Annotated in this window: 23 protein-coding genes; 16 read left to right on the top strand and 7 right to left on the bottom strand. The window is 31.0% G+C overall.

The window, feature by feature from the left end; genetic code table 11:
- The first annotated feature begins 257 nt into the window (after positions 1–257).
- Both V6251_RS00245 and V6251_RS00240 read left to right on the top strand, forming a co-directional pair.
- Entirely contained in the window at positions 258–2,813 is a 2,556-nt protein-coding gene (locus V6251_RS00245; RefSeq protein WP_145006604.1) for an ATP-dependent Clp protease ATP-binding subunit, read from the top strand.
- 73 nt (positions 2,814–2,886) lie between these two features.
- A complete protein-coding gene (locus V6251_RS00240) occupies positions 2,887–3,270 on the top strand; it encodes a hypothetical protein (protein ID WP_341586465.1) in 384 nt (127 codons plus the stop codon).
- Here V6251_RS00240 and hutH read toward each other — a convergent pair.
- The gene (gene hutH, locus V6251_RS00235) at positions 3,262–4,770 is read right to left on the bottom strand and encodes a histidine ammonia-lyase (protein WP_341586464.1); all 1,509 of its coding nucleotides are present in this window, start codon (positions 4,768–4,770) and stop codon (positions 3,262–3,264) included. The genes V6251_RS00240 and hutH overlap by 9 nt on opposite strands.
- Positions 4,771–4,896: 126 nt before the next feature.
- Here hutH and V6251_RS00230 point away from each other — a divergent pair, with 126 nt between their 5' ends.
- Entirely contained in the window at positions 4,897–5,949 is a 1,053-nt protein-coding gene (locus V6251_RS00230; protein ID WP_292945905.1) for a TlpA family protein disulfide reductase, read from the top strand.
- A 74-nt stretch (positions 5,950–6,023) separates the two neighbouring features.
- Here the strand turns inward: V6251_RS00230 and V6251_RS00225 are convergent, their stop codons facing one another.
- Entirely contained in the window at positions 6,024–7,580 is a 1,557-nt protein-coding gene (locus V6251_RS00225; RefSeq protein WP_341586463.1) for an NAD(P)H-hydrate dehydratase, read from the bottom strand.
- Between the two features lie 224 nt (positions 7,581–7,804).
- On the opposite strand from V6251_RS00225, the gene thrA reads away from it, so the two are divergent.
- The 4 genes from thrA (at position 7,805) to V6251_RS00205 (ending at position 13,035) form a co-directional block, all read left to right on the top strand.
- Entirely contained in the window at positions 7,805–10,246 is a 2,442-nt protein-coding gene (gene thrA, locus V6251_RS00220; RefSeq protein WP_341586462.1) for a bifunctional aspartate kinase/homoserine dehydrogenase I, read from the top strand.
- Between the two features lie 68 nt (positions 10,247–10,314).
- Positions 10,315–11,238 (top strand): homoserine kinase, encoded by a 924-nt coding sequence (locus V6251_RS00215; RefSeq protein ID WP_341586461.1) that lies wholly within the window; start codon positions 10,315–10,317, stop codon positions 11,236–11,238.
- A gap of 78 nt (positions 11,239–11,316) precedes the next feature.
- Complete coding sequence (gene thrC / locus V6251_RS00210; protein WP_341586460.1) at positions 11,317–12,609, top strand: threonine synthase; 1,293 nt, start codon at positions 11,317–11,319, stop codon at positions 12,607–12,609.
- Between the two features lie 45 nt (positions 12,610–12,654).
- Positions 12,655–13,035, top strand: a complete 381-nt coding sequence (locus tag V6251_RS00205; protein WP_341586459.1) for a VOC family protein — start codon at positions 12,655–12,657, stop codon at positions 13,033–13,035.
- A gap of 68 nt (positions 13,036–13,103) precedes the next feature.
- Here the strand turns inward: V6251_RS00205 and V6251_RS00200 are convergent, their stop codons facing one another.
- Positions 13,104–13,748, bottom strand: a complete 645-nt coding sequence (locus V6251_RS00200; RefSeq protein ID WP_341586458.1) for an SDR family oxidoreductase — start codon at positions 13,746–13,748, stop codon at positions 13,104–13,106.
- 168 nt (positions 13,749–13,916) lie between these two features.
- On the opposite strand from V6251_RS00200, the gene V6251_RS00195 reads away from it, so the two are divergent.
- From V6251_RS00195 to V6251_RS00185, 3 genes are all read left to right on the top strand, one after another.
- The gene (locus V6251_RS00195; protein WP_341586457.1) at positions 13,917–14,318 is read left to right on the top strand and encodes a hypothetical protein; all 402 of its coding nucleotides are present in this window, start codon (positions 13,917–13,919) and stop codon (positions 14,316–14,318) included.
- A gap of 83 nt (positions 14,319–14,401) precedes the next feature.
- Positions 14,402–14,869: a DMP19 family protein gene (locus tag V6251_RS00190; protein WP_341586456.1), complete on the top strand. Its 468-nt coding sequence runs from the start codon at positions 14,402–14,404 to the stop codon at positions 14,867–14,869.
- 41 nt (positions 14,870–14,910) lie between these two features.
- On the top strand, positions 14,911–15,678 hold the full coding sequence (locus tag V6251_RS00185) for a CDP-alcohol phosphatidyltransferase family protein (RefSeq protein ID WP_341586455.1): 768 nt from the start codon (positions 14,911–14,913) through the stop codon (positions 15,676–15,678).
- A 29-nt stretch (positions 15,679–15,707) separates the two neighbouring features.
- Here V6251_RS00185 and V6251_RS00180 read toward each other — a convergent pair whose 3' ends face one another.
- Genes V6251_RS00180 through msrA form a run of 3 tightly spaced genes read right to left on the bottom strand, consistent with a single transcriptional unit; the run spans position 15,708 to position 17,216 of the window.
- Positions 15,708–16,010 (bottom strand): hypothetical protein, encoded by a 303-nt coding sequence (locus V6251_RS00180; RefSeq protein WP_028282263.1) that lies wholly within the window; start codon positions 16,008–16,010, stop codon positions 15,708–15,710.
- 53 nt (positions 16,011–16,063) lie between these two features.
- Positions 16,064–16,660 (bottom strand): GTP cyclohydrolase I FolE, encoded by a 597-nt coding sequence (folE, locus tag V6251_RS00175; protein ID WP_341586454.1) that lies wholly within the window; start codon positions 16,658–16,660, stop codon positions 16,064–16,066.
- Positions 16,650–17,216 (bottom strand): peptide-methionine (S)-S-oxide reductase MsrA, encoded by a 567-nt coding sequence (gene msrA / locus V6251_RS00170; RefSeq protein WP_341586453.1) that lies wholly within the window; start codon positions 17,214–17,216, stop codon positions 16,650–16,652. Before msrA ends, folE begins: the two co-directional genes overlap by 11 nt.
- 175 nt (positions 17,217–17,391) lie before the next feature.
- Here msrA and V6251_RS00165 point away from each other — a divergent pair, with 175 nt between their 5' ends.
- The 6 genes from V6251_RS00165 to V6251_RS00140 all read left to right on the top strand — a co-directional run bounded on the left by V6251_RS00165 (position 17,392) and on the right by V6251_RS00140 (position 23,906).
- Positions 17,392–19,845 (top strand): DUF5916 domain-containing protein, encoded by a 2,454-nt coding sequence (locus V6251_RS00165; RefSeq protein WP_341586452.1) that lies wholly within the window; start codon positions 17,392–17,394, stop codon positions 19,843–19,845.
- A gap of 60 nt (positions 19,846–19,905) precedes the next feature.
- Positions 19,906–20,565, top strand: a complete 660-nt coding sequence (locus V6251_RS00160; protein ID WP_145001585.1) for an ABC transporter ATP-binding protein — start codon at positions 19,906–19,908, stop codon at positions 20,563–20,565.
- A gap of 3 nt (positions 20,566–20,568) precedes the next feature.
- Positions 20,569–21,117, top strand: a complete 549-nt coding sequence (locus V6251_RS00155) for a CPBP family intramembrane glutamic endopeptidase (RefSeq protein ID WP_341586451.1) — start codon at positions 20,569–20,571, stop codon at positions 21,115–21,117.
- A 7-nt stretch (positions 21,118–21,124) separates the two neighbouring features.
- The gene (locus tag V6251_RS00150) at positions 21,125–21,757 is read left to right on the top strand and encodes a hypothetical protein (protein ID WP_341586450.1); all 633 of its coding nucleotides are present in this window, start codon (positions 21,125–21,127) and stop codon (positions 21,755–21,757) included.
- Between the two features lie 119 nt (positions 21,758–21,876).
- Positions 21,877–22,641 (top strand): TIGR02757 family protein, encoded by a 765-nt coding sequence (locus V6251_RS00145; RefSeq protein ID WP_341586449.1) that lies wholly within the window; start codon positions 21,877–21,879, stop codon positions 22,639–22,641.
- 68 nt (positions 22,642–22,709) lie between these two features.
- Positions 22,710–23,906, top strand: a complete 1,197-nt coding sequence (locus V6251_RS00140; RefSeq protein ID WP_341586448.1) for a sensor histidine kinase — start codon at positions 22,710–22,712, stop codon at positions 23,904–23,906.
- 50 nt (positions 23,907–23,956) lie between these two features.
- Here the strand turns inward: V6251_RS00140 and V6251_RS00135 are convergent, their stop codons facing one another.
- Positions 23,957–24,280 carry a DUF6799 domain-containing protein gene (locus V6251_RS00135; RefSeq protein ID WP_341586447.1) on the bottom strand — a complete coding sequence of 108 codons (324 nt, stop codon included), beginning with the start codon at positions 24,278–24,280 and terminating at the stop codon, positions 23,957–23,959.
- Between the last annotated feature and the right edge of the window lie 85 nt (positions 24,281–24,365).

Raw genomic sequence — 24,365 nt, 5'->3', positions numbered from 1 at the left:
TAAATTTAATTAGTTTTATTCATTATTTCAAAACACGCTAATATAAAACTTTCATTAGTAACGGTAAGCCTTTTAAGTCTATTTTTTGATGTTTTTTATTAACAATTACCTACTCCTTTTTAGTTAATAACTCAATTGTGCTTTATTTTGAAATATTCACTACTTTCAAACCTCAATTAATTAACATATTATTTAAGGTATAGTTTTTGCCATTACTAATTATGTTTACTATTTTTAAAGCTGAAAGGAATAAATATATGGATGATAATTTTTCACCAAGAGTAAAAGACGTCATTGCCTATAGTAAAGAGGAAGCATTGCGCTTAGGACACGACTTTATAGGCACGGAACACTTAATGCTTGGTTTATTAAGAGACGGAAACGGAAAAGCAATAAATATTTTAAATGCGTTGGATATTGATTTAAATCATTTAAGACGAAAAGTTGAAATATTAAGTCCTGCTAATCCTAATACCACAATAATTTCTAACGAAAAGAAAAACTTACACTTAACACGTCAGGCAGAACGTGCGCTTAAGACTACTTTTCTAGAAGCAAAACTGTTTCAAAGTACATCAATAAATACTGCACATTTATTATTATGTATTTTAAGAAACGAAAACGACCCTACTACAAAACTTTTAAATAAGTTAAAAGTAGATTATGATAATGTTAAAGAACAATTTAAGTCTATGATTACAAACGACGATAACTTCGAAGATATAACTGGAGCTCCAAAAGCTGAGTCATTTCAGGATGACTCCTCTGCAGAAGACTCTGGTTCTAAAGACATATTTAATACACCTGGAGCAAAAGGTAACAAAAAATCTAAAACACCTGTTTTAGATAATTTTGGACGCGACTTGACAGCTATGGCTGAAGAAGGTAAACTTGATCCAGTTGTGGGACGTGAAAAAGAAATTGAGCGTGTGTCTCAAATACTTTCGCGTCGTAAAAAGAACAACCCTCTGTTAATTGGTGAGCCTGGTGTTGGTAAATCTGCAATTGCTGAAGGTTTGGCAAATCGTATTGTTAAACGCAAAGTATCACGCATTTTATTCAACAAACGTGTGGTTACTTTAGATTTAGCAAGCTTAGTTGCTGGTACTAAATATAGAGGGCAGTTTGAAGAGCGAATGAAAGCGGTTATGAACGAGCTTGAAAAAAATGATGATGTTATTCTTTTTATTGACGAAATTCATACCATCGTTGGTGCTGGTGGAGCAACAGGAAGCTTAGATGCTTCTAACATGTTTAAACCTGCATTAGCTAGAGGAGAAATACAATGTATTGGTGCTACTACTTTAGATGAATACAGACAATATATTGAAAAAGATGGGGCTTTAGAGCGTCGTTTTCAAAAAGTAATTGTTGAACCTACTTCTGTAGAAGAAACGATTGAAATTTTGAACAATATTAAAGCTAAATATGAAGATCACCATAATGTTACGTATACCGATGAAGCTATAGAAGCTTGTGTTAAGTTAACTAACCGTTATATGACTGAGCGTTTTTTACCAGACAAAGCAATTGACGCTTTGGATGAAGCTGGCTCAAGAGTACACATTACAAACATTGATGTCCCTAAGCAAATAATCGAATTAGAGAAAAAATTAGAGGACGTTAGAGAGACTAAAAATACGGTTGTTAAAAAACAAAAGTACGAAGAGGCTGCACGTTTACGTGATGATGAAAAGCGCTTAGAAAAAGAATTAGCTGTTGCACAAGAAAAATGGGAAGAAGACACTAAACTACACAAAGAAATAGTATCCGAAGACAACGTTGCAGATGTTGTAAGCATGATGACAGGAGTACCTGTTAATCGTATCGCGCAAACTGAAAGTAACAAACTTGCCTTACTACCTGATTTAATAAAAGGTAAAGTAATAGGTCAGGATGATGCAGTTGCAAAGGTTGTTAAAGCTATACAACGTAATCGTGCTGGTCTTAAAGATCCTAATAAACCAATTGGTTCGTTTATCTTTTTAGGTCAAACAGGAGTCGGTAAAACGCAATTAGCAAAAGTATTATCTAATCAATTATTTGATAGTGAAGAAGCTATGATTAGAATTGATATGAGCGAATACATGGAAAAATTTGCGATTTCAAGATTAGTTGGTGCACCTCCAGGATATGTAGGTTACGAAGAAGGTGGACAATTAACTGAAAAGGTACGTCGTAAACCTTATGCTGTAATTCTTTTAGATGAAATAGAAAAAGCACATCCAGACGTTTTTAACATGCTATTACAAGTCTTAGACGATGGTTATTTAACTGATAGTTTAGGTCGTAAAATCGATTTTAGAAATACCATAATTATTATGACTTCTAATATTGGAGCAAGAAAATTAAAAGATTTTGGTACAGGAATAGGTTTTGGTACTGCTTCTCAAAAATCTCAAGAAGATGCTAACTCTAGAAGCGTTATTGAAAATGCACTTAAAAAATCATTTGCTCCAGAATTTTTAAATAGAATTGATGACGTTATAGTATTTAATGCGTTAGAAAAAGAAGATATTAATAAGATTATTGATATCGAACTTGATAAATTACTAAAACGTATTGATGGTTTAGGTTATAAACTAAAATTAACCAAAGCAGCAAAAGATTTTATTGCAGAAAAAGGTTTTGATAAGCAATATGGAGCAAGACCTTTAAAACGTGCTATACAGAAGTACGTTGAGGATGCTCTTGCAGAAGAAATTATCACTTCAAAATTACAAGAAGGCGATAAAATAGTAATGGATTTAGATACAAAAACTGATGAAATTACTATTGCTATTGAAAAAGCAGAAAAACCTGCAGAATCTTAAAATTAGAAATATATTTGCATAATATTAAAAGCTTCACTAACTTAAGTGAAGCTTTTTTAATTAATTATATTTGATGAATTTTACGAAAACAAAATTATCTTTTTGCACGCTATCGGTTTCTGACAATATAATGATTGCTGAAGTAAATGAAGGTGTTGTATTTAATCAAGACAAGTCTGACGAAATCATCTATTTTTCAAGTGTTGTTTTTAAAAACAATCCGTTTGTATATATCACCAACCGAGTAAATTCATACGCAGTAGACCCAACAATATATAAAGGTGTTTCTCAAGTTGAAACCCTTAAAGGATTTGCAGTAGTATCCACTACTCTAGCAGCTAGAAATGCAGAAATCGAACGTTTATTTTTAAATAAACCTTTCGAGATATTTTCCGATATTGAAGACGCTAAACTTTGGGCAATTCAAATACTAAATAAGACTATAGAATTAAAATAATTCTTCAGAATCTATACCTAAAGTTTGAATAAATTCAATCGAAGCTTGGATATCATCATGTAAAATTTCGTCCTCTTTAATAAAAGGTACTACTTCACGATAACTAAAAATAAATTGCTCTATAAATTGGCTTGATTTTAAAGGTGCTCTAAATGCTAATGCTTGAGACGCATTAAACAGCTCAATAGCCAAAACACGCTCTACATTATTAATTAAAGCATAAGCTTGTGTAGCTGCATTGGCTCCCATACTTACGTGATCTTCTTGACCATTACTAGACACAATACTATCTATACTTGCAGGAGATGCTAATTGCTTATTAGCACTAACTATACTTGCTGCAGTATATTGCGGAATCATAAATCCTGAGTTTAAGCCAGGATTATCAACTAAAAACGCTGGCAAACCCCTTAATCCTGATACTAATTGAAACACACGTCTTTCTGATATATTACCTAATTCTGCCATAGCAATTTTTAAATAATCTAATGCTAAAGCTAAGGGTTGTCCATGAAAGTTTCCTCCAGAAATTATTTCATCTTCTTTAGTAAAAATATTAGGATTATCTGTAACCGAGTTAATTTCCGTCTCAAACGTTTTTGCTACAAAAGCTAAAGTATCTTTAGTTGCTCCATGCACTTGTGGTATACACCTAAAGCTATAAGGATCTTGTACGTGTTGTTTTTCTTGACTAATTATTTGACTACCTTCTAAAAACGCACTAACACGACTTGCAGTTTCTAATTGCCCATTATGCGGTCTTACTAAATGTATTAATTCATTAAAAGGCTCAATTCTTCCATCAAAAGCATCAATAGATACACTTCCAATTAGGTCTGCTAAATAGGATAGTTTATAAGACTTAAGCAACAAATAAGTCCCATAAGCACTCATAAATTGTGTACCATTTAATAACGCCAAACCTTCTTTAGATAATAATGTAATAGGTTTCCAATCAAATTGTTTTAAGACCTTTTCAGCCTCTAATACCGCTCCTTTATATGTAACTTTACCTTTTCCTATTAACGGTAAAGACATATGTGCTAAAGGCGACAAATCTCCAGATGCACCTAAAGAACCTTGAGTATAAACTAAAGGTAATATATCGTTGTTGTAAAAATCTATTAAACGTTTGACTGTTACTAATTGTACTCCAGAATGACCATAACTTAAGGATTGTATTTTTAATAAAAGCATTAATTTTACAATAGGTTCTGGTACTAAATCTCCAGTCCCACAAGCATGAGACATCATTAGATTTTCTTGTAACTTTGTTAAGTTTTCATTACTAATCTTAACATTATATAACGATCCAAAACCTGTATTTATACCATAAATAGGTCTCGTCTCTGATTTTAGTTTTTCATTTAAATACGTACGACATTCATTGATTTTATCAACAGATTCTGAAGATAATTCCAATGGTTTTTGTTCTAAAATAATAGATTGAATTGTTGCTAAATCTAAAGATTTTGAGGATATAATGTGAGTTGTATTCATTTGTATTTTTTGTCTGGTCAAAAGTCATCATAACTTAAATAATATGCAAGTATTTGTTAATAATTAAACAAATACTTTAAAACTTGTATTATTCTATATATTTTTGAGAAAATAAAAATTTAAATAATGAAAAAACTATTAGTTTGCTTAGCAGCTTTATCTATCGTTGCTTGTAAAAAAGAAGCTCCAAAAGATTACGCCACTTTTTCTGGTAAAATAGAAAATAAAAACAGCGATTCTTTATTTGTATACCAAGGTCGAGACTTTAAAAAAACAATTAAAGTAATGGAAGATGGTACATTTAGTGATACTTTAAAAGTAACTACTGGTGTTTTTGGAATTTACGATGGTAAAGAACAAACAACTGTATTTTTAGCAAACGATATGGATTTAAAAATGACTTTAGACGCAAAAATGTTTGACGAGTCAATTAAATTTAGTGGTAAAGGTGCTGAAAAATCTACTTTTTTAGTGGATAGAATTAAATTTGAACAAGATTTAGTAGATGTGGAAGCTTTAAAAAATCTTGATGCTTCAAATTTAGATGCTAGTTTAGAGGGTATTAAAACTAAAATGCTTGCTTATTATGACAAAAATGAAGCTATAGATTCTACAATTATTTCAGAAGCTAGAAAGCAAGTGGATCCAATGTTAAAAGGATTAAAAGGTTATGTTTTAAGTGGTATTAAACTTAAGGAAGAATTTCCTGCAGGATCACCTTCTCCTACTTTTGAAAATTATGAAAACTACAAAGGTGGTACAACCTCTTTGTCTGACTTAAAAGGTAAATTTGTGTATATAGATGTTTGGGCAACTTGGTGTGGTCCTTGTATCGGAGAAATTCCTTCATTAAAAGCTTTAGAAAAAGATTACGAAGGTAAAAACATTGCTTTTGTTAGTTTATCTACTGATGATGGTAGAGGTTATAGAGCAGATAGTAAAGAGGAATCTTTTAAATTATCTAAAGATGGTTGGAAAAAAATGATTGAAGAAAAAGAAATGGGAGGCATTCAATTATTTGCAGATAATGCTTTTGAATCTGACTTTGTTACAGGTTACAAAATTAACTCTATTCCAAGATTTATATTAATTGATCCAAATGGAAATATTGTTAATGCTGATGCACCAAGACCTTCTTATCCAAAAATCAAAGAGTACTTTACATCTATGGGTATTTAATCCAAAGTACAATTATTTTATAAAAAAAAGCGAACTGAAAAGTTCGCTTTTTTTGTGCTCTAATTTATTTACTTTTATTTTTTTGCATCGCTATCAGCATTTTCTATTTCTGGCTGCTCTGGTTGTTTAAATAAATCTAAGTAAGCCAATGGAATACCTTCAATAATATGACTTGCTATAAAACTTTGATATCCTAAATCCTCTACTAATAAATCTGCAGATTTACCATGCAAATACACTCCAAATATAGCTGCTACTAATGGATCATAACTTTGAGCTATTAATCCAGAAATTATACCTGTTAAAACATCTCCTGTTCCTGCTGTTGCTAACCCTGGATTCCCTGTTGCATTAACATATAATTTATCTTGATAAACAGTTATAGTATTTGCTCCTTTAATTATAATGATACATTTATACTTTTTAGAAAACGCCTTGGTCTTTTTAAGTTTATCAAATTCATCTTTCCATTTCCCAACCAATCTTTCTAACTCTTTAGGATGCGGAGTTAATACTGTGTTTTCTGGTAGTAATTTTAATAACGCTTTCTTTTTAGCTAATATATTAATTCCGTCTGCATCAATAACTAAAGGTGTTTTATTAACTTTTAAAAATGCTTCAAAAGCATCAATTGTCTTAACATCTGTCCCTACACCTACTCCAAATGCAATGACATTAGGTTGTATATCAAATGCTATGGATGTGATTATTTCTTCATCTGCATCTGTAAGAACCATTGCTTCTGGAAAACCAGCTTGTAATGGTATGTAACCACATTTAGGCGTATAAGCTGTTACTTTTCCTGCTCCAATTGCAAGTACGCCTTGACTAGCTAAAGTAACAGATCCTATTTTTCCGTAACTACCTCCAATAACCAAAACATGTCCAAAACTTCCTTTATGACTATATTTTTCTCTTGGTTTATATAACGGTAAGACTTCATTTTTTCCAATTAATTCCGCTTCGGTTGGTGTGGTGTAAAGATATTCTGGATCAATACCAATGTCTAAAACTTCCCATTGTACAGTGTATTTTGCAGTTTCAGGCAAAAAGAAAACTAATTTAGGAGTCTGAAAACTTAAAGTGTAACCTGCATTTACCACACACTCTGCATCCACAGGTGCTGTATCTGTTGCTAAACCTGAAGGTATATCTATAGATAGTACAAATGCTTTTGTAGCTCTAAAATAGTTAAACAATTGCTTAATCCAACCTTCCACAGGTCTGTTTAAACCTATACCAAAAATAGCATCTACTATTATATCTTTTTCATTTATAGTAGGTAATTCACTAGCATCATTTAATAAAACAGGCCAATCTTTGGTGGTGCTTTTTATGCGTTCGTAGTTATTTAAAAAATCTTTAGAGCGCGTTGTACTATGGTTAACAATATAAGTTTTCACATTATATCCATGAGTAGTCAAGTGTCTAGCAACGACTAAACCATCACCTCCATTGTTACCTATCCCACAAAATACGTGAATTGGAACCTGTGCACCTTGCATACGCATATGCAACCAATTAAAGATTTGCGTTCCTGCACGTTCCATCAAATCTGTAGATGTAATACCTTGTTTTTTAGCAGTTAAAGCATCACCTTCATAAATTTGTTCTTTCGAAAATATTTTCATTTTAATAATATATTGGCTAATAATTATCAATCTCGCAAAAATTGACGTTTAGTTTTTTTGATAAAAGTAAAAGTAATACATTTGATAGGTATAGATGCATAAAATGAAAAAAAGACATACTATTTTTACGTTAATTATGACCATTACCCTTTAGGGTTAATAGCTATATATCCTTCCGTTTGGGTAGTTTTTTAACTACAATTCCTATCTTAAATTAATTTGAAATGAAAGTATTAAAATTTGGAGGTACCTCTGTAGGTACTGCTCAAAACATAAAAAAAGTTATAGCCATTCTTCAAAAAGAATCACTATCTAGTCCAATAGTGTGTGTTGTCTCTGCTGTTGGTGGTATCACTGACAAATTGTTACAAGCAGGTGAGTTAGCTAAACAAAAAAACAAAAGTTATCTCACTGTTTTTGATAAAATCAAAAGCATTCATTTTAAAGTTATTGAAGACTTAGTTAATAATCCTAAGTCTATTTTAAAAGAAGTTGATGCAACGTTTGAAAACTTAAAGCAACTATTAAATGGTATTTATTTAATTAATGAGTTGTCTCCTAAAACATCTGATAAATTAGTAAGTTATGGCGAATTATTGTCTTCATTTATCATTGCAGAAGTCATGGAAGACTTGAATCTAAATACGGTTTTAAAAAATAGCCAAGAGTTAATAATTACAAATAATAACTTTACAAAAGCTGAAGTCAATTATGATGTAACCAATAAAAATATCGTAGATTATTTTAATAAAGCTAACCAACTTATTACTATTTTGCCAGGTTTTGTTTCTAAATCACAAAGTGGAGAAACAACAACTTTAGGTCGTGGTGGATCAGACTTTACAGCTGCTATTGTTGCTGCAGCATTAAAAGTAGACCAATTAGAGATTTGGACAGATGTTAGTGGTATGTACACTACTAATCCAAAACTGGTTAAACAAGCTTATCCTATAGCTAATTTATCTTACCAAGAAGCTATGGAATTATCTCACTTTGGTGCTAAGGTTTTATACCCTCCAACGGTCCAACCTGTTTTAAATCTATCCATCCCAATACATATCAAAAACACATTGCATCCAGAAGCTTTTGGGACTATTATTTCTAATCAAAAAAAGGAAAATCATTTAACGGTTAAAGGGATTAGTCATATTGACAATGTTGCCTTATTAACATTGGAAGGTAGTGGTATGGTTGGTATTCCTGGGTTTTCAAAACGATTGTTTGAAACTTTAGCTAACGAGAAAATAAACATCATATTTATAACACAAGCGTCATCAGAACATTCTATTTGTTTTGGTATTGATATTAATAATGCAGAACAAGCTGAACAAGCCATTAATAATGCATTTGAATACGAAATCTCTTTACATAAAATCAACCCAATTATTGTTGAAAAAGGCTTGTCTATCATTGCTTTAATTGGTGATAACATGAAGAGTCACCAAGGTATTAGCGGAAAACTTTTTAGTACCTTAGGAAAAAACAATATTAATGTTAGAGCAATAGCACAAGGTGCATCAGAAAAAAACATCTCTGCAGTAATTAATCAAAGTGATGTAAAAAAAGCTTTAAATAGCTTACACGAGCGTTTCTTTGAAGTCAATACTAAACAATTAAATGTGTTTATTACAGGAATAGGAAATGTTGGCGAAAAACTAATTGATCAAATCAAACAACAACATAACTTTTTAAAAAAGAATCTAAAATTAGATGTCAAAATTGTTGGAATGTCTAACTCCAGAAAAATGATTTTTAATCCTAACGGAATAGATTTAAATAATTGGACAGAACCGTTTCATCATGCAGACAAATCAAGTATTGAAGGCTTTTATCAAAAAGTAATAGACCTTAATCTTAGAAACAGCATTTTTGTGGATGTTACCGCTAACAAAAATGTTTCAGCAATATATGATAGCTATCTTAAACAAAGTGTTGCTGTTGTTGCTTGTAATAAAATAGCTTGTTCTGACAAGTATGCAAACTATAAAAACTTACAAGATTTATCATTAAAATATAATGCACCTTTTTTATACGAAACTAATGTTGGTGCAGGTTTACCTATCATAAATACACTTAACAATTTAGTTGCATCTGGAGATAAAGTAATTAGTATACAGGCGGTTTTGTCTGGTAGTTTAAACTTTGTGTTTAATAATTTTAGTGATAAAAAGAATTTTCATGACACAGTAAAACAAGCCCAATTTGAAGGGTATACTGAGCCTGATCCGCGTATTGATTTAAGCGGAATTGATGTCGCAAGAAAGATATTAATTTTAGCCCGTGAAAACGGAATTCCGATGGAAATCGAAGATATTACAAACGATTCGTTTTTAACTGAAGCCAATTTAAATAGCGATTCTGTTGACGATTTTTACGATACTTTAATTAATGACGAAGCACATTTTCAAAAACTATATGCTTCTGCACAAGCAAATAATTGTCAACTAAAATATGTTGCCGAATATAAAAATGGAAAAGCTAAAGTAGGATTACAAGAAGTGCCAGAAGGACATCCTTTTTATAATCTTGAAGGAAAAGATAACATTGTAATGTTTTACACACAACGCTATCCAGAACAGCCTTTAATAGTCAAAGGTGCTGGTGCTGGTGCAGATGTTACAGCATCCGGATTATTTGCAGATATTATCAGAATAGGTAATAAATAAGCCATAGTAAAGGTAGTAATTAGTAAAAAGAGTAACGCTTTCGCGGAAATTATAAAAAGGAGTTTTAAATGAACGAAATCAAAATATTCTCACCAGCCACAGTCGCTAACGTTTCTTGCGGTTTTGACGTCTTAGGCTTTTGCTTAGATACTATTGGTGATGAAATGGTGATTAGAAAAACCACTGAAAAAAGAATCAAAATCACTAAAATAGTTGGTGCTGATCTTCCTTTTGAAGCGCATAAAAATGTTGCTAGTGTTTCGGCTTTAGCCTTATATAATCACGCTAACCCTGATTGCGGTTTCGAAATAGAAATCTATAAAAACATAAAACCAGGAAGCGGCATTGGAAGCAGTTCTGCCAGTGCTGCCGGAAGTGTGTTTGCTATAAACGAGTTGTTAGGCAGACCTTATAATCAAACACAATTAACCAATTTTGCTATGAAAGGCGAAGCGGTTGCAAGTGGTTGTGAGCATGCTGATAATATTGCTCCTGCCCTATTTGGCGGTTTTACATTAGTAAAAAGCACAACACCTTTACAAGTGTTACAATTACCAACTCCAGAAGATTTATTTGTGACTATTATACATCCACAAATTGAAGTTAAAACCTCTGAAGCGCGTGCTATTTTACCAAAACAGATTCCGTTGCAAAACGCCATAACACAATGGTCAAACGTTGGTAGCTTGGTACATGCGTTACATACTAACGATTATAAATTGCTAAGCCAAGCTTTAGTTGATGTAGTTGTAGAGCCTTATAGAAGTCAATTAATACCACATTTTGATTCGGTTAAAACCGAAGTTATAAAAGCAGGCGCTTTGGGTGCCGGAATTTCTGGTTCTGGACCGTCTATTTTCGCTTTATCAAAAAGCAAAAAAACTGCGGAAGATGTAGCTAAAGCGATGACTACTATTTATGCTAAAACAGCTATTAACTTTAATACTTATGTCTCTAAAATTAATACAGAAGGCATGAAAATATTAAGTTAATTGCCATACTAGTAGATAAAAAATTGAAAACAGATTACCACGTCCTTCGTTTACGCAAAGACAAACAAAAATAAAAAAATGAACTACTACTCATTAAACCATAAAGCACCAAACACAACATTTAAAGATGCTGTTGTAAAAGGGTTAGCACCAGACAAAGGATTGTATTTCCCAGAAAGCATAACGCCTTTACCGGCTTCATTTTTTGAAAATATTGACACTTTAAGCTATACAGATATTGCGTTTGAAGCCTTACAACAATTTGTGAGTCCAGATATACCAAAGGATGTTTTAAAAACTATTATTGCTGAAACCTTATCGTTTAAATTTCCTGTTGTAAAACTGAATGACAACATCTCAACGCTAGAGTTATTTCATGGACCAACTATGGCTTTTAAAGATGTTGGAGCCCGTTTTATGGCGCGTTGTTTAGGCTATTTTAATAAAGATAACACCAATCAAGTTACAGTATTAGTTGCGACTTCTGGAGATACAGGAGGTGCTGTTGCCAATGGGTTTTTGGGTGTAAAAGGTGTTAATGTTGTTATTTTATATCCTTCAGGAAAAGTAAGCGATATTCAAGAAAAACAATTGACAACCTTAGGTCAAAATATTAAAGCTTTAGAAGTTGATGGTGTGTTTGACGATTGTCAAGATATGGTTAAGCGTGCTTTTTTGGATGATACATTAACAAGTAAAATGCAATTAACATCTGCAAACTCTATTAACGTAGCACGTTGGTTGCCACAGCTACTCTACTTTATGTTTGCTTACAAACAATTACACAAAACACATAAAGAGATTGTATTTTCTGTCCCAAGTGGAAATTTTGGAAATGTATGCGCTGGAATGATGGCACAACAATTAGGCTTGCCAATTAAACATTTTATTGCGTCAAATAACCAAAATAACGTGGTTACTAATTACTTAAAAACGGAACATTACACACCAAAACCATCAATACAAACCATTAGTAATGCTATGGATGTTGGTAATCCGAGTAACTTTATCCGTATTCAGGAAATTTATAAAAATAACTTTAGCGCATTAAAAGAAAACTTGTCTTCTTTTAGCTTTACAGACGACGAAACAAAAGTGGCTTTAAAAGAGATTTACGATACCTATAACTACGTTGCAGATCCACATGGCGCTGTTGGTTATTTGGGATGTAAATCTTACTTAAAAGCACATCCTAAGGCTCATTGTGTGTTTTTAGAAACTGCGCATCCAACTAAGTTTTTAGATGTTGTTGAAGACGTAATTAAAGAAAAGCAAGCCTTACCACCACAAATTGAGGCAGTAATGGACAAAACTAAAGTAGCTACTAAAATTAGTGATTACGAAGGTTTAAAATCGTTTTTATTGGCCTAATACTGACGGTTTTAATTAGTTTATAGTCTAAAATTAAACACAACAATGATATTTGTACATAATCATATTGCTTTATCTGTAATGGATGTTAACTCATCGGTTAATTTTTATCAACATGTTTTTAATTTAAAAGAAATTAAAAACACAGCTTCTACCTCTAAAACAAGATGGCTTGCACTTACGGATCAAAAACAAATCCATTTGATACCTAGACCAGAATTGGAAGTTAAAACCAATAAAGCGGTTCATTTTGCTTTAGCCACACCTAATTTTGATGCTTTTGTAAAACACCTTCAAACTTTAGATATTTATTATTCTGATTGGCGTGATACACCTAAAAAAGATTATGTTCGCAATGATGGTGTTAAGCAAATTTACTTTCAAGATCCTGATGGTTATTGGATAGAGGTAAATAATGCGGAATAGTAAAAAAATTATATAAAAAAAGCTACCAGTTGGTAGCTTTTTTTATTGTTTGAATTACAATTTAATGTTTACCCGTTAACTGTGGATACCTTGTTTAAAGCATCACCAATTAAAGTTTCACCTTTTAAAATCTCGAATGTGGCATTATTTGCAACATCATCATTTAATGATCTTACTAAAGTTTGCGCAACATCGTTTCTGCTAATCTCTCCACTTTTATTTAGCTTTGTTTCTAATTGTATTTTGTTGGTTAATTCTCCGTTAGTTAAGGATCCAGGTCTTACAATACTATAATTTAATCCGCTAGACTTTAAATACTCATCTGCATTGTGCTTAGCTTTTAAGTAGTCTTGTAATTGCTCAGCTTTTTCTGGTTGATCTGCTCCCATAGAGCTTAACATAACAAATTTTCTTACCTTATATTTATTTGATGCATCGATCATTCGTTTTGCACCTTCTTGATCTACTTCCACTACTTTTTTTCCTCCAGAACCTGCAGCAAAAACAACTTTATCAATAGTTTTATTAAAAGCACCAGAAACGTCCTGCTCTAAATCTGCTAAAACTGTTTCGATATATTTAGCTTTAAAATATGGGATTTGCTCTTCCTTTCTAACCATTGCAATTGGGTTAAAATATTGAGATTGACTTAAAAGATTTACTATTTTTTTTCCTGTGGTACCATTTGCACCTGCTACTAATATATTTTCCATACTTAAATATAACCGCTAATTGCTTGCCTACCAAAAAACAAACATTGGTTTAACTTTAGTTTAATAGAATAAACACGGTTATTTAAGCTTATATTAATTTTTTTAACATTTGAAGTTGTCAAATATAATATCGATCTTATAAAAAATAATAACTTCAAAATATCAAATATGACTATAAATAATAAATTAATAAGCAAAGGATTTATTCTTGCTGGTATAATGAATAGCTTAGTATTACTTTTTTCCAGAGGTTTTACCAATAAAACTATTAACACTTATGATCCAGATGTAATGTCCAATTTTGGTATGCTGATGATTTTAATTTGGGGATTAGCTTATATATCTGTTGCGTATAGATTTAATTATCTAAAATGGCTGGTTGCTGTTTTTACTATCGAAAAATTGATTTATGGATGCGTCTGGTTGCAATGGATGATGACTAATGATGTTGGCAAAGTTTACATGGAAGATAAAATGGCTGGCATATTTTACGCTATATATGGTCTAAACGATTGGTTATTTTGTATTTTCTTTTTGTATGTTTTTATTAGATTATTAAGACAACAATAAAATTAATGGCTACTATTTTATAACATATTACTTAGCTAAAATAATGTCGTATCTTTGCCTTCACTTTAAAATTAAATGTTTTAATGACAGAAATAGACTTTGCGCTAAACCAAAAACAAGATACCGAAATCATTGAATTGGTAGGTACTGTGTTATGGAACAAAGCCAGTGAAGTTAATAGTTTTGAACAACTGTCTGAACCCGAAAAAACGTTTATTTACATTGATATTTTTGAAGGTGAATTAAATAATGGTGGATTGTTTGACTTTTTTTACAATACATCTGGAGCTTTTGCCCATCAAGTATTGGATGCTTATCAAGCGATTGGTGCTGAGGAATCTGCTACAATTGTAAGTCAAGCTATAGCCTTGTTTCCGGAGTTACCAGTATCCAAAGACCTTTTTGTTAGAAGACAATTGATGTCTAATTTAAAGCATACCGTATTAGATGAATGGGAAAAACTTGAAACGCAATTTTTTAATTCTGAAGAAGCTATTGTAACCTTTCTAATTGATTACATTACAATTAATAAAACCTATTTTGAATATTAACATGGTATATTCCGCAACACCTTTCTATCTTATGACTTTACATGTCAAAACTACCCAAAGCGCATAAATTTGTTGATCTTTCTGATTATGGAAGACCAATAGCAAGATTTATTGCAAATCGTTTAAAATACACCAATTTTACTCCTGTACATGTTACCTTAACCTTTATCATTTCAGGCTTAATAGCTATTTATTGTATTATTGAAAATCTATATTGGTTAGCTGCATTTTTTTTAATACTTAAATCTATTTTAGATGCTGCAGATGGTGAGTTAGCTAGAATAAAACAAACACCTTCATATACTGGACGCTACTTAGACTCGGTTGCAGATATTATTTTAAATGCAATTATATTTAGCGCCATTTGGTATGTTACTAATGCTTCAATCTGGCTTACTATTATAGCTTTTTTAGGTGTCCAATTACAAGGTACTTTATATAACTACTATTATGTAATTTTAAGAAATAAGTTTGAAGGTGACACCACAAGTCGCATTTTTGAAACCAAAACACCTACAGCCTTAGCTGGTGAGAAGCAAAGCAACGTAAATATTCTTTTTAAGTTATATAAATTGCTTTATGGTGGATTTGACAAAACCATTTACTTTTTAGATCCAAGAGCTGCTTATGGAAAAGTATTTCCTAAATGGTTAATGACAAGTATATCTACTTTTGGATTAGGATTTCAGTTATTACTAATTGCTTTGTTTTTAGTCTTAGGATTAAAACATATAATTATACCATTTTTTGTAGCCTATTCCGGAATGATATTAATTTTTATTGCAATTAGAAAAAGCTTTTATAAATAATAACAGCACTTAAAAAGTGCTGTTGTAAATTATCTTGTGGTTACTGTATTTTTATCCGATTTGTTACTGTATACATAGGTATATATCCACATTAATGTAAAAGATGGAATGATATCAAAACCTGGCAATGCTTCTTCTATAAAAGAAAATACTGCTGCAATCCTACCTGTTCTTCCTTTATATAGTTTGGTCATTAACCAAGCAGATGCTGGAGCCCACACGATATCCGCAAACTCTCCTATTCCAGGAATAATAAAAGAAACATAACCTAAGGCGTCAAAGATTAATCCTAAAAAGAGTTTTGTGTACTTGTTTGTGTTATTAAAATTCATTGATATTATTTTGTAATTCTATTTTAGATAAAGCAAATAGTATTCCAAAAAATCTAACTTAATTTAGAACTAATTAGGTTTAAAAACTCAGTTCGTGTTTCAATGTTTTCAAAAGCACCTCTAAAACCTGAAGTTGTCGTTACACTATTTTGTTTTTGTACACCTAGCATTTGCATACACATGTGGCTAGCTTCAATAACTACAGCAACGCCTTCTGGTTTTAATGTGTCATTTACGCAATCCAATATTTGATGTGTCAACCGCTCTTGCACTTGCAATCGTCTAGAAAACACATCTACAATACGTGGCAACTTACTTAATCCAACAATGTATCCATTAGGTATGTATGCAATGTGTGCTTTACCAAAAAAAGGTAATATGTGATGTTCGCAAAGCGAATAAAACTCGATATCCTTAACAATTACCATATCATTATACTCCTCTTTAAACATGGCACCTTTTAAGATGTTTGCTGCATCTTGATTATAACCTTGCGTTAAAAACTGCATGGCTTTTGCAGCACGTTCGGGTGTTTTTATTAAACCTTCACGAGTGGTATCTTCACCTAAATCTTCAATAATATTTTTATATCTATTTTTGACATCATCTGTCACTTTGATATTGTACTCTTCAAATTTTTTATAGGGCATTTTTTGAGCTATTTTCTTTTAATTTATTACTGTAATAGGTTTTCAATTTAGTGATTTTTGGGTCGATTACAAACTGACAATACGATGCTTCTCTGTTTCGGTCGTAAAAGGTTTGATGTTCTGCTTCAGCTATATAAAAAGGACCTAACTCAGTCACCTCTGTAACCACCTTGTTTTCAAACACTTTTTCGTTTTCTAAAAACTGAATAAAGCCTAAAGCCTCTTCTTTTTGTTGTTCAGAATTATAAAAAATTGCTGACCTATACTGTGTTCCAATATCGTGTCCTTGCCTATTTAATGTTGTTGGATCGTGAGTTGCAAAAAAGATTTCTAACAATTCTATATAACTAATCACTGTATCATCAAAAAATATTTGAATACCTTCTGCATGACCTGTCCTACCTGTTGTAATTTCGCGATATGCAGGATTTTTAATTGCTCCTCCTGTAAATCCAGAAACAACCTTTTCTACCCCTTTTAACCTTAAAAAGACTGCTTCGGTACACCAAAAACAACCTCCAGCAAAAGTGGCTACTTTTAAATTTTCTTCTTTCATCTTATAAAAATAACTAATTCTGTTTAGCTAATGTCACTGAAAACTATAACAGAAGTGAGTTTTAACGTTTAATTATGAGTTTATTTTAACTTCAAAATTAGATTTGCATTTGTAAACTGTAACAAAGCAAAGTTTTGTCTGTCTTTAATACAGTAACAATCAACCAAAAAGCTAAATGAAACCTTTCTTTATTCTAATTTTCGCATTACTAGTATCTAATCAATCACTAGCCCAAGATAAAAAATCATACCAGATAAAACGTACAGAAATACCTGTAAAAATTGATGGTGTTTTAGATGATACTGCTTGGAAAGATGCACAAATTGCCACTAATTTTACCGAGTTTAAACCTGATGTTGGTGATACTGCAGCAGCCAATAAAACAACCAAAGTCCGAATGACTTATGACGATTCTGGTATATACGTGTCTGCTTACTGTTATGACAATCCAGATGATATTATGCGTCAATTTACGCAACGTGATAATTTTGGACAGTCTGACTTTTTTGGTTTAATATTTAATCCAAATAACGATGCACAAAACAATACTGAGTTTTTTGTGTTTAGCTCAGGGACACAAGCAGACGCTGTTGAAAGTCCAAATTATGGTGAAGATTTTGGTTGGAATGCAGTTTGGGAAAGTAGTGTTCAAATAGTTGATGACGGTTGGATTGTAGAAATTAAAATACCGTATAGAGCATTACGTTTTACTCAACAGGAAGACCCAACTTGGGGTATTCAGTTTCATAGACATTATAGAAAAACACGCGAACAAATGACGTGGAATCCTATTGATGTTACCAAAGGAAATATAGGTTTATATAATGCCGAATTAAAAGGAATTAAAAACATTACGCCACCTACTAGACTAAGCTTTTTCCCTTATGCTTCGGGATTAGTAAGTACATTTGATGGTGAGACTGAAAGCGATTTTGCTGCTGGTTTAGATATTAAATACGGAATTACAGAAAATATAACTTTAGATGCGACTTTAATACCTGATTTTAGTCAAGCAGGTTTTGATGACGTCCAATTAAATCTAGGTCCTTTTGAGCAACAATTTGCAGAACAACGTCAATTTTTTACTGAAGGTGTAGACCTATTTAGTAAGGGTAATTTATTTTATTCTAGACGTATTGGAGATCGTCCTTCAGGAAGATTAATCCTTGATGATAATGAAACCATTGATGAATATCCAGAAAAAGTGCAATTACTAAATGCTGTTAAAGTCTCAGGACGTACTAAAAACGGTTTAGGTATTGGATTTTTTAATGCTATAACAAAAAAAACAGAAGTGGATATTACCAATGTAGACTCTGGTGCTAAACGATCTCAAATTGTAGAACCATTGGCTAATTATAATATTATGGTATTGGATCAACAGTTTAATAAAAACTCGTCAGTGACATTAATCAACACTAATGTTACTAGAGATGGTGATTTTAGAGATGCTAATGTTACAGGTTTATTATTAGACTTAGTTAATAAGAAGAATACATATGGTGCAATTGCCGAAGTTAAAATGAGTACATTCAATGATGTTCCTGATACAGAAAATGGATATACTGCAAGATTAGGTGTTGGTAAAAATAGTGGTAAAATAAGATATAGTGTTACTTACGATTATGCAGATGAAAACTATGATATTAATGATTTAGGAATCTTATTTAGAAATAACTACAGTAACTATAATGCAGAAATTAGCTATCGTACGTTTGAGCCAACTAAAAACTTTAATAATACCTATTTTGGAACTTGGTTAAACTATAACCAATTAGCTAATCCAAATACGTTTACAGGTGCAAATACTGGTTTTAACTTTGATGCTCAGACTAAAACGTTACATAACCTTGGTATTAATGGAAATTGGAATTTTGGAAAACAATATGACTATTTTGAACCACGTAACGGTTTTGACAGCTATTTTGTAACAGAAAATTATGCACAATTTAATATGTATATTTCTAGTAACTATAATTTGTTTTTTGCATTGGATGCCAATCTAGGTTATGCTCGTTTTTTTAATGATGATCGTAAAAACTTTAATAACATTTGGTTTGGACTAAATCCACGTTTTAAATTTAATGATAAATTTTTAATGGTTTTAGGTTTTGATTATGATAATTATACTGCTGATAGAGGTTATGTTAATGGACAAGGAGTGAATGATGAAATTATTTTTGGTCAGCGTGACAGAATAGATATGACAGCCAGCATATCTGGTAGTTATAACTTTAATTCGTTTAATGCTTTAACATTAAGTTTTAGAAACTATTTAAGTACTGTTACTTATGATGATAGCATGTATACTTTACAAAGCGATGGCTCATTAAACAGATCTGACATTTACACTAAAGACAATATAAGTAGTGATTCTGATTTTGACCCAGATATTAATTTTAATACTTGGAATTTAGATTTAAGTTATACATGGCAGTTTGCTCCTGGTAGCCAACTTACAGCGTTATATCGAAACCAAATTTTTAATTTTTCAAATAACTCGGAGGCTGGTTTTTTTGACAGTACAGAAGACTTATTTAAGCAAGAACAACGTAACACTTTTTCTTTAAGAATGGTTTATTTTATAGATTATAACGATTTAAAAAAAGTATTTCAAAGAAAAAGCTAAAACAACTTAAAGTTGCCTAATACGTTATAAAGTGGTAATTTCCGTACTTTATATTAGACTATGATTAAAGCAAAAAATATACATAAATATTACGATGATTTACACGTTTTAAAAGGTGTAGATGTACATATTAAAAAAGGTGAAATTGTATCCATAGTTGGCGCTTCTGGTGCAGGAAAAACAACATTGTTACAAATTTTAGGAACCTTAGATTTTATTGAAAATAAGACCGAAAGTCAATTAACAATAAATGGTAAAGAAATTACAGGTTTATCAGAAAAGCAATTGGCACAATTTAGAAATCAAAATATTGGATTTATTTTTCAATTTCATCAATTACTGCCAGAGTTTACCGCTTTAGAAAATGTTTGTATTCCAGCTTTTATAAAAGGCACTAGTAAATCTGATGCAGAAAAACGTGCTAAGGAGCTACTTGATTTTTTAGGTCTATCTCATAGATACAACCATAAACCAAACGAGTTGTCTGGTGGAGAGCAACAACGTGTCGCTGTAGCAAGAGCTTTAATAAACAATCCAGAGTTAATCTTTGCAGATGAACCTTCAGGGAATTTAGATAGCGAAAGTGCCGAAAATTTACATAATCTATTTTTTAAACTACGTGATCAATTTGGACAAACCTTTGTAATTGTTACTCACAATGCAGACTTAGCTAATTTGGCTGATCGTAAATTAACAATGGTAGATGGAAAAATAGTTTAAAATATGATTATACTTTTTAAATCTGTTTTTAACTACATTAAAAATCCACGGTTAAAACCTTTAAAGCACGCTACATTTAAGCAAAAAATGGGGTTGGTATTACAATGTATACCACTTTGTATTATGCTTGGTATGGGATTTGGTCTATTAACTATTATATTAGAAGCTTTAGGTCTTTACAGTTCTGATTCACACTCAATAAATAAATTATTAGAAGAGCAATCTAAAATAAATATTATACTAAGTGCTGTTATATTAGCTCCTGTTCTTGAAGAATTAATATTTAGAGGTCCTATGACCTTATTTAATAAAAAATATTTTAAGTTAAGCTTTTACATGCTTACTATTATATTTGGTTATGTACATATTTTTAATTTCGAAATAACTCCTCAAATACTATTATTGTCTCCACTATTAATAGCTCCACAATTGGTGGTAGGCTCAGTATTTGGTTATGTACGTGTGCGTTTAGGATTAATCTATTCTATGTTTTTACATGCTAGTTACAACGGGATTTTAGTAATTCCGGCTGTATTATTCTTGGATAAATGATTTAAAAATGAAAAATTTAATCACTTTTTTTATACTGCTGCTAACAATAATAGTTAGCGCTTGTAAATCGCAAAAAGTAGATTTTTCAGACCGTTATAAATCAGAAACTCTAGCTGTTTTAAACCAAGCGTTTTTTCCTCAATTTGATAATCAAGGATTAAACTATAGACAAATACACGAAGTAACTCTCAGTTATAATTACAAGCAACAATTACCCTATTTTATTAAAAAAATTAATGATTCATTTGCTAGTAGTGATTTTGATAATCACTTAAAGGTTACATTTAAAAACTGGAAAGTTCTACCTCTTAAAAATGTAAAAATTATTGACTCAAATGCCATAAATACTTTGGATCAACTAAAGTATACAATGCTAGAAGCTGAAGATAATTATAACGCTAATAATGCTGCTGTTAATTTAAAAGTCTACCAAGATGCTTTGCATAAGTATAATTCAATAGCGGATCAATATACTTACCATAATTTAGCAGTTCCTTTATTTAATAGTGATTTTACATATGCCATATTAATGTCCAAAACTATTATAAATGGTTATAACGACACAAGTAGAGAGCTATTTGAATTTAAGAAGATAAACAATACTTGGGTTATATTAGACAGCGATTTTAACCAAAACTAAGACGATAAATTTAGCTTGGCCTATTTTCAAACTTGATTTTAACTAAATTTTCAACATACAAACTTTAGATAATAGTACTTTTACTATTGACAAATAAAACATTAATAACAAAATAATTAATGACTAACAAAGAGTTAAAAGAATTTTTAGACGCTAAAGTAGAGTTATATAACAAACCTGATTTTATTGATACTGACCCAATACAAATTCCGCATTTATTTAGTAAAAAAGAAGACATTGAAATTGCTGGTTTTTTAAGTGCTACAATTGCTTGGGGAAATAGAAAAAGTATAAATACCAATGCTCATAAAATGATGCAATTATTAGATCAAGCACCTTTTGATTTTGTAATGAATCATGAACCTTCAGATTTAGAAAAATTAGAATCGTTTGTACATCGCACATTTAATGGTTTAGATTTTATAACTTTTATAAAAGGTTTACAACACATTTATTTAAATCATGAAGGTTTAGAAGCTGTGTTTAAAAAACATGCCGAAAAAGATAGTTTGCAAAATTCTATCCATAATTTTAAACATGTTTTTTTTGAAATAGAACACCTACAACGAACACAAAAACATATTAGTGATCCTTTAAAAAATAGTGCTGCAAAACGAATCAACATGTTTTTAAGATGGATGGTAAGACCTAATAATACAAACGTAGATTTAGGGATTTGGACCAGCCTTTCTCCTGCTCAACTATCATGTCCTCTAGATGTCCATTCTGGTAACGTAGCTAGAAAATTAGGATTGTTGCACAGAAAACAAAATGATGGCAAAGCATTAGCCCAATTAGATGCAAGTTTAAGATTATTAGACCCTAACGATCCAGTAAAATATGATTTTGCATTATTTGGATTAGGTGTTTTTGAAAAATTTTAATCTTTTAAAACTAAAATATCATTATTTTCGTACATACATTTTCAAAATGTAAGTAGAACTATCCATTTATGATTGTACCAGATTTTCCCAAAAACGAAATAGAACGCTTATCCGAAGTTAAAAAATATAAAATTTTAGACACCTTACCAGAAAGTGATTTTGATAATATAACCAGTCTAGTAGCGACTATTTGCGAAGTACCAATTTCTTTAATTACCTTACTTGATACAGACCGTAATTTTTTAAAATCTCATCATGGTTTAAATGTTCAAGAATCACCAAGAGACATCTCTTTTTGTGGTCATGCTATATTACAAAGTCAAGATATTTTTGTGGTAGAAGACTCTAGAAAAGATAATCGTTTTAAAGATAATCCTTTAATAGATCAATTTAATGCTATATTTTATGCTGGTGTCCCTTTACGTAACAAAGATGGCTTAGCTTTAGGGACATTATGTGTTTACGACCATGAACCTAGACAACTAACAGAAATTCAGAAAAAAGCCCTTATAACTTTAGGTAAACAAGTCATGAACTTATTTGATCTAAGATTAAATAATAGGCTTTTAGATGAATCCAAAAAAGAGTTATTAGAACGTAATGCTGATTTAAGCAAATTTGCTAGTCACGTGTCTCACGATTTAAAATCTCCATTAGCTAACATTATATCTTTAACAGCCTTTTTAAAGGAAGAAGAAGGTAATGTTTTTACTGAAGAATCTATTGATTACATTAATTATATTGAAGAATCTGCAGATTCTCTTAAAAATTATATAGACGGAATTTTAATTCATTATAAAGCTAACGAGCTATTAAATGAAGATAAACAAAGTATTGCTTTAAATGCGCTATTTGAAGAAGTTAAACGCATACATCTGTTAGACGATTTACAATTTAAAACAAATACAAAAAACCAAAACATATTTATTAATAAAGCTGCTGTTACTCAAATTTTAATAAATTTAGTGGACAACGCTTTAAAATATAACAACAAACCAAATCCAGAGGTTATTTTAAATTATGCTGAAAATAAAAATTTTCATATTTTTTCTGTAACAGATAACGGTATTGGAATAGCACAAGAGCAACAAAACGAAGTGTTTAAACTGTTTAATAACAACAATCAAACAGATGTAAAAGGTAATAAAGGCACTGGAATTGGGTTGTTTACTGTAAAAAACTTAGTCAAAAAGCTAAATGGAGATATTATTTTAAAATCTGATATTGGTAAAGGCAGCACCTTTACTTTTACCATCTCTAAATAAAAAAAAGCCTAATCGTTAGATTAGGCTTTTTAATAGTCTTAATTGATTAACTAAGATTTTTTCATCTGCTTTATAAGCTTTTTAGTCAAGGTCTCTTGATCTTTATAAAGCGTACCGCTCATTCCTAAGCATTGTCCATCCATTAATTGTAAAGTTTTTTGGTCCACAATATATGTACCATCACTTTTAACAACGGTTCCGTTGTTTAGTTTTAAATCTCCTTTTAATGGTGCAACACCATCAGCAGTGTAATGAAACACTTTACTATCTAAAAGTATAACGTAATTAGAATCTTCAATTTGTTTAGCGTCTTGAGCCATCATAGTATTGATTCCAAGAAAAACGGTAAATGCAATAAGAATTAATTTTTTCATTTTATATATTTTTAAGTTTAGTCAAATGATTTTATAATTAGTTGTAAATCATTCTCTAAGTTAAACATTTCAACTTTTATGCCAA

The sequence above is a fragment of the Olleya sp. Ti.3.14 genome, assembly GCF_038154885.1.
Lineage (GTDB): Bacteria > Bacteroidota > Bacteroidia > Flavobacteriales > Flavobacteriaceae > Olleya.
Note: the sequence above shows the minus strand (reverse complement) of the source record. Positions and strands in the feature narration are given on the sequence as shown.

What these genes read in the sequence shown, in the direction of transcription:
- V6251_RS00245 (WP_145006604.1), top strand. Translation starts at nt 258, where the DNA reads ATGGATGATAATTTTTCACCAAGAGTAAAAGACGTCATTGCCTATAGT.
- V6251_RS00240 (WP_341586465.1), top strand. Translation starts at nt 2,887, where the DNA reads ATGAATTTTACGAAAACAAAATTATCTTTTTGCACGCTATCGGTTTCT.
- hutH (WP_341586464.1), bottom strand. Translation starts at nt 4,770, where the DNA reads ATGAATACAACTCACATTATATCCTCAAAATCTTTAGATTTAGCAACA.
- V6251_RS00230 (WP_292945905.1), top strand. Translation starts at nt 4,897, where the DNA reads ATGAAAAAACTATTAGTTTGCTTAGCAGCTTTATCTATCGTTGCTTGT.
- V6251_RS00225 (WP_341586463.1), bottom strand. Translation starts at nt 7,580, where the DNA reads ATGAAAATATTTTCGAAAGAACAAATTTATGAAGGTGATGCTTTAACT.
- thrA (WP_341586462.1), top strand. Translation starts at nt 7,805, where the DNA reads ATGAAAGTATTAAAATTTGGAGGTACCTCTGTAGGTACTGCTCAAAAC.
- V6251_RS00215 (WP_341586461.1), top strand. Translation starts at nt 10,315, where the DNA reads ATGAACGAAATCAAAATATTCTCACCAGCCACAGTCGCTAACGTTTCT.
- thrC (WP_341586460.1), top strand. Translation starts at nt 11,317, where the DNA reads ATGAACTACTACTCATTAAACCATAAAGCACCAAACACAACATTTAAA.
- V6251_RS00205 (WP_341586459.1), top strand. Translation starts at nt 12,655, where the DNA reads ATGATATTTGTACATAATCATATTGCTTTATCTGTAATGGATGTTAAC.
- V6251_RS00200 (WP_341586458.1), bottom strand. Translation starts at nt 13,748, where the DNA reads ATGGAAAATATATTAGTAGCAGGTGCAAATGGTACCACAGGAAAAAAA.
- V6251_RS00195 (WP_341586457.1), top strand. Translation starts at nt 13,917, where the DNA reads ATGACTATAAATAATAAATTAATAAGCAAAGGATTTATTCTTGCTGGT.
- V6251_RS00190 (WP_341586456.1), top strand. Translation starts at nt 14,402, where the DNA reads ATGACAGAAATAGACTTTGCGCTAAACCAAAAACAAGATACCGAAATC.
- V6251_RS00185 (WP_341586455.1), top strand. Translation starts at nt 14,911, where the DNA reads ATGTCAAAACTACCCAAAGCGCATAAATTTGTTGATCTTTCTGATTAT.
- V6251_RS00180 (WP_028282263.1), bottom strand. Translation starts at nt 16,010, where the DNA reads ATGAATTTTAATAACACAAACAAGTACACAAAACTCTTTTTAGGATTA.
- folE (WP_341586454.1), bottom strand. Translation starts at nt 16,660, where the DNA reads ATGCCCTATAAAAAATTTGAAGAGTACAATATCAAAGTGACAGATGAT.
- msrA (WP_341586453.1), bottom strand. Translation starts at nt 17,216, where the DNA reads ATGAAAGAAGAAAATTTAAAAGTAGCCACTTTTGCTGGAGGTTGTTTT.
- V6251_RS00165 (WP_341586452.1), top strand. Translation starts at nt 17,392, where the DNA reads ATGAAACCTTTCTTTATTCTAATTTTCGCATTACTAGTATCTAATCAA.
- V6251_RS00160 (WP_145001585.1), top strand. Translation starts at nt 19,906, where the DNA reads ATGATTAAAGCAAAAAATATACATAAATATTACGATGATTTACACGTT.
- V6251_RS00155 (WP_341586451.1), top strand. Translation starts at nt 20,569, where the DNA reads ATGATTATACTTTTTAAATCTGTTTTTAACTACATTAAAAATCCACGG.
- V6251_RS00150 (WP_341586450.1), top strand. Translation starts at nt 21,125, where the DNA reads ATGAAAAATTTAATCACTTTTTTTATACTGCTGCTAACAATAATAGTT.
- V6251_RS00145 (WP_341586449.1), top strand. Translation starts at nt 21,877, where the DNA reads ATGACTAACAAAGAGTTAAAAGAATTTTTAGACGCTAAAGTAGAGTTA.
- V6251_RS00140 (WP_341586448.1), top strand. Translation starts at nt 22,710, where the DNA reads ATGATTGTACCAGATTTTCCCAAAAACGAAATAGAACGCTTATCCGAA.
- V6251_RS00135 (WP_341586447.1), bottom strand. Translation starts at nt 24,280, where the DNA reads ATGAAAAAATTAATTCTTATTGCATTTACCGTTTTTCTTGGAATCAAT.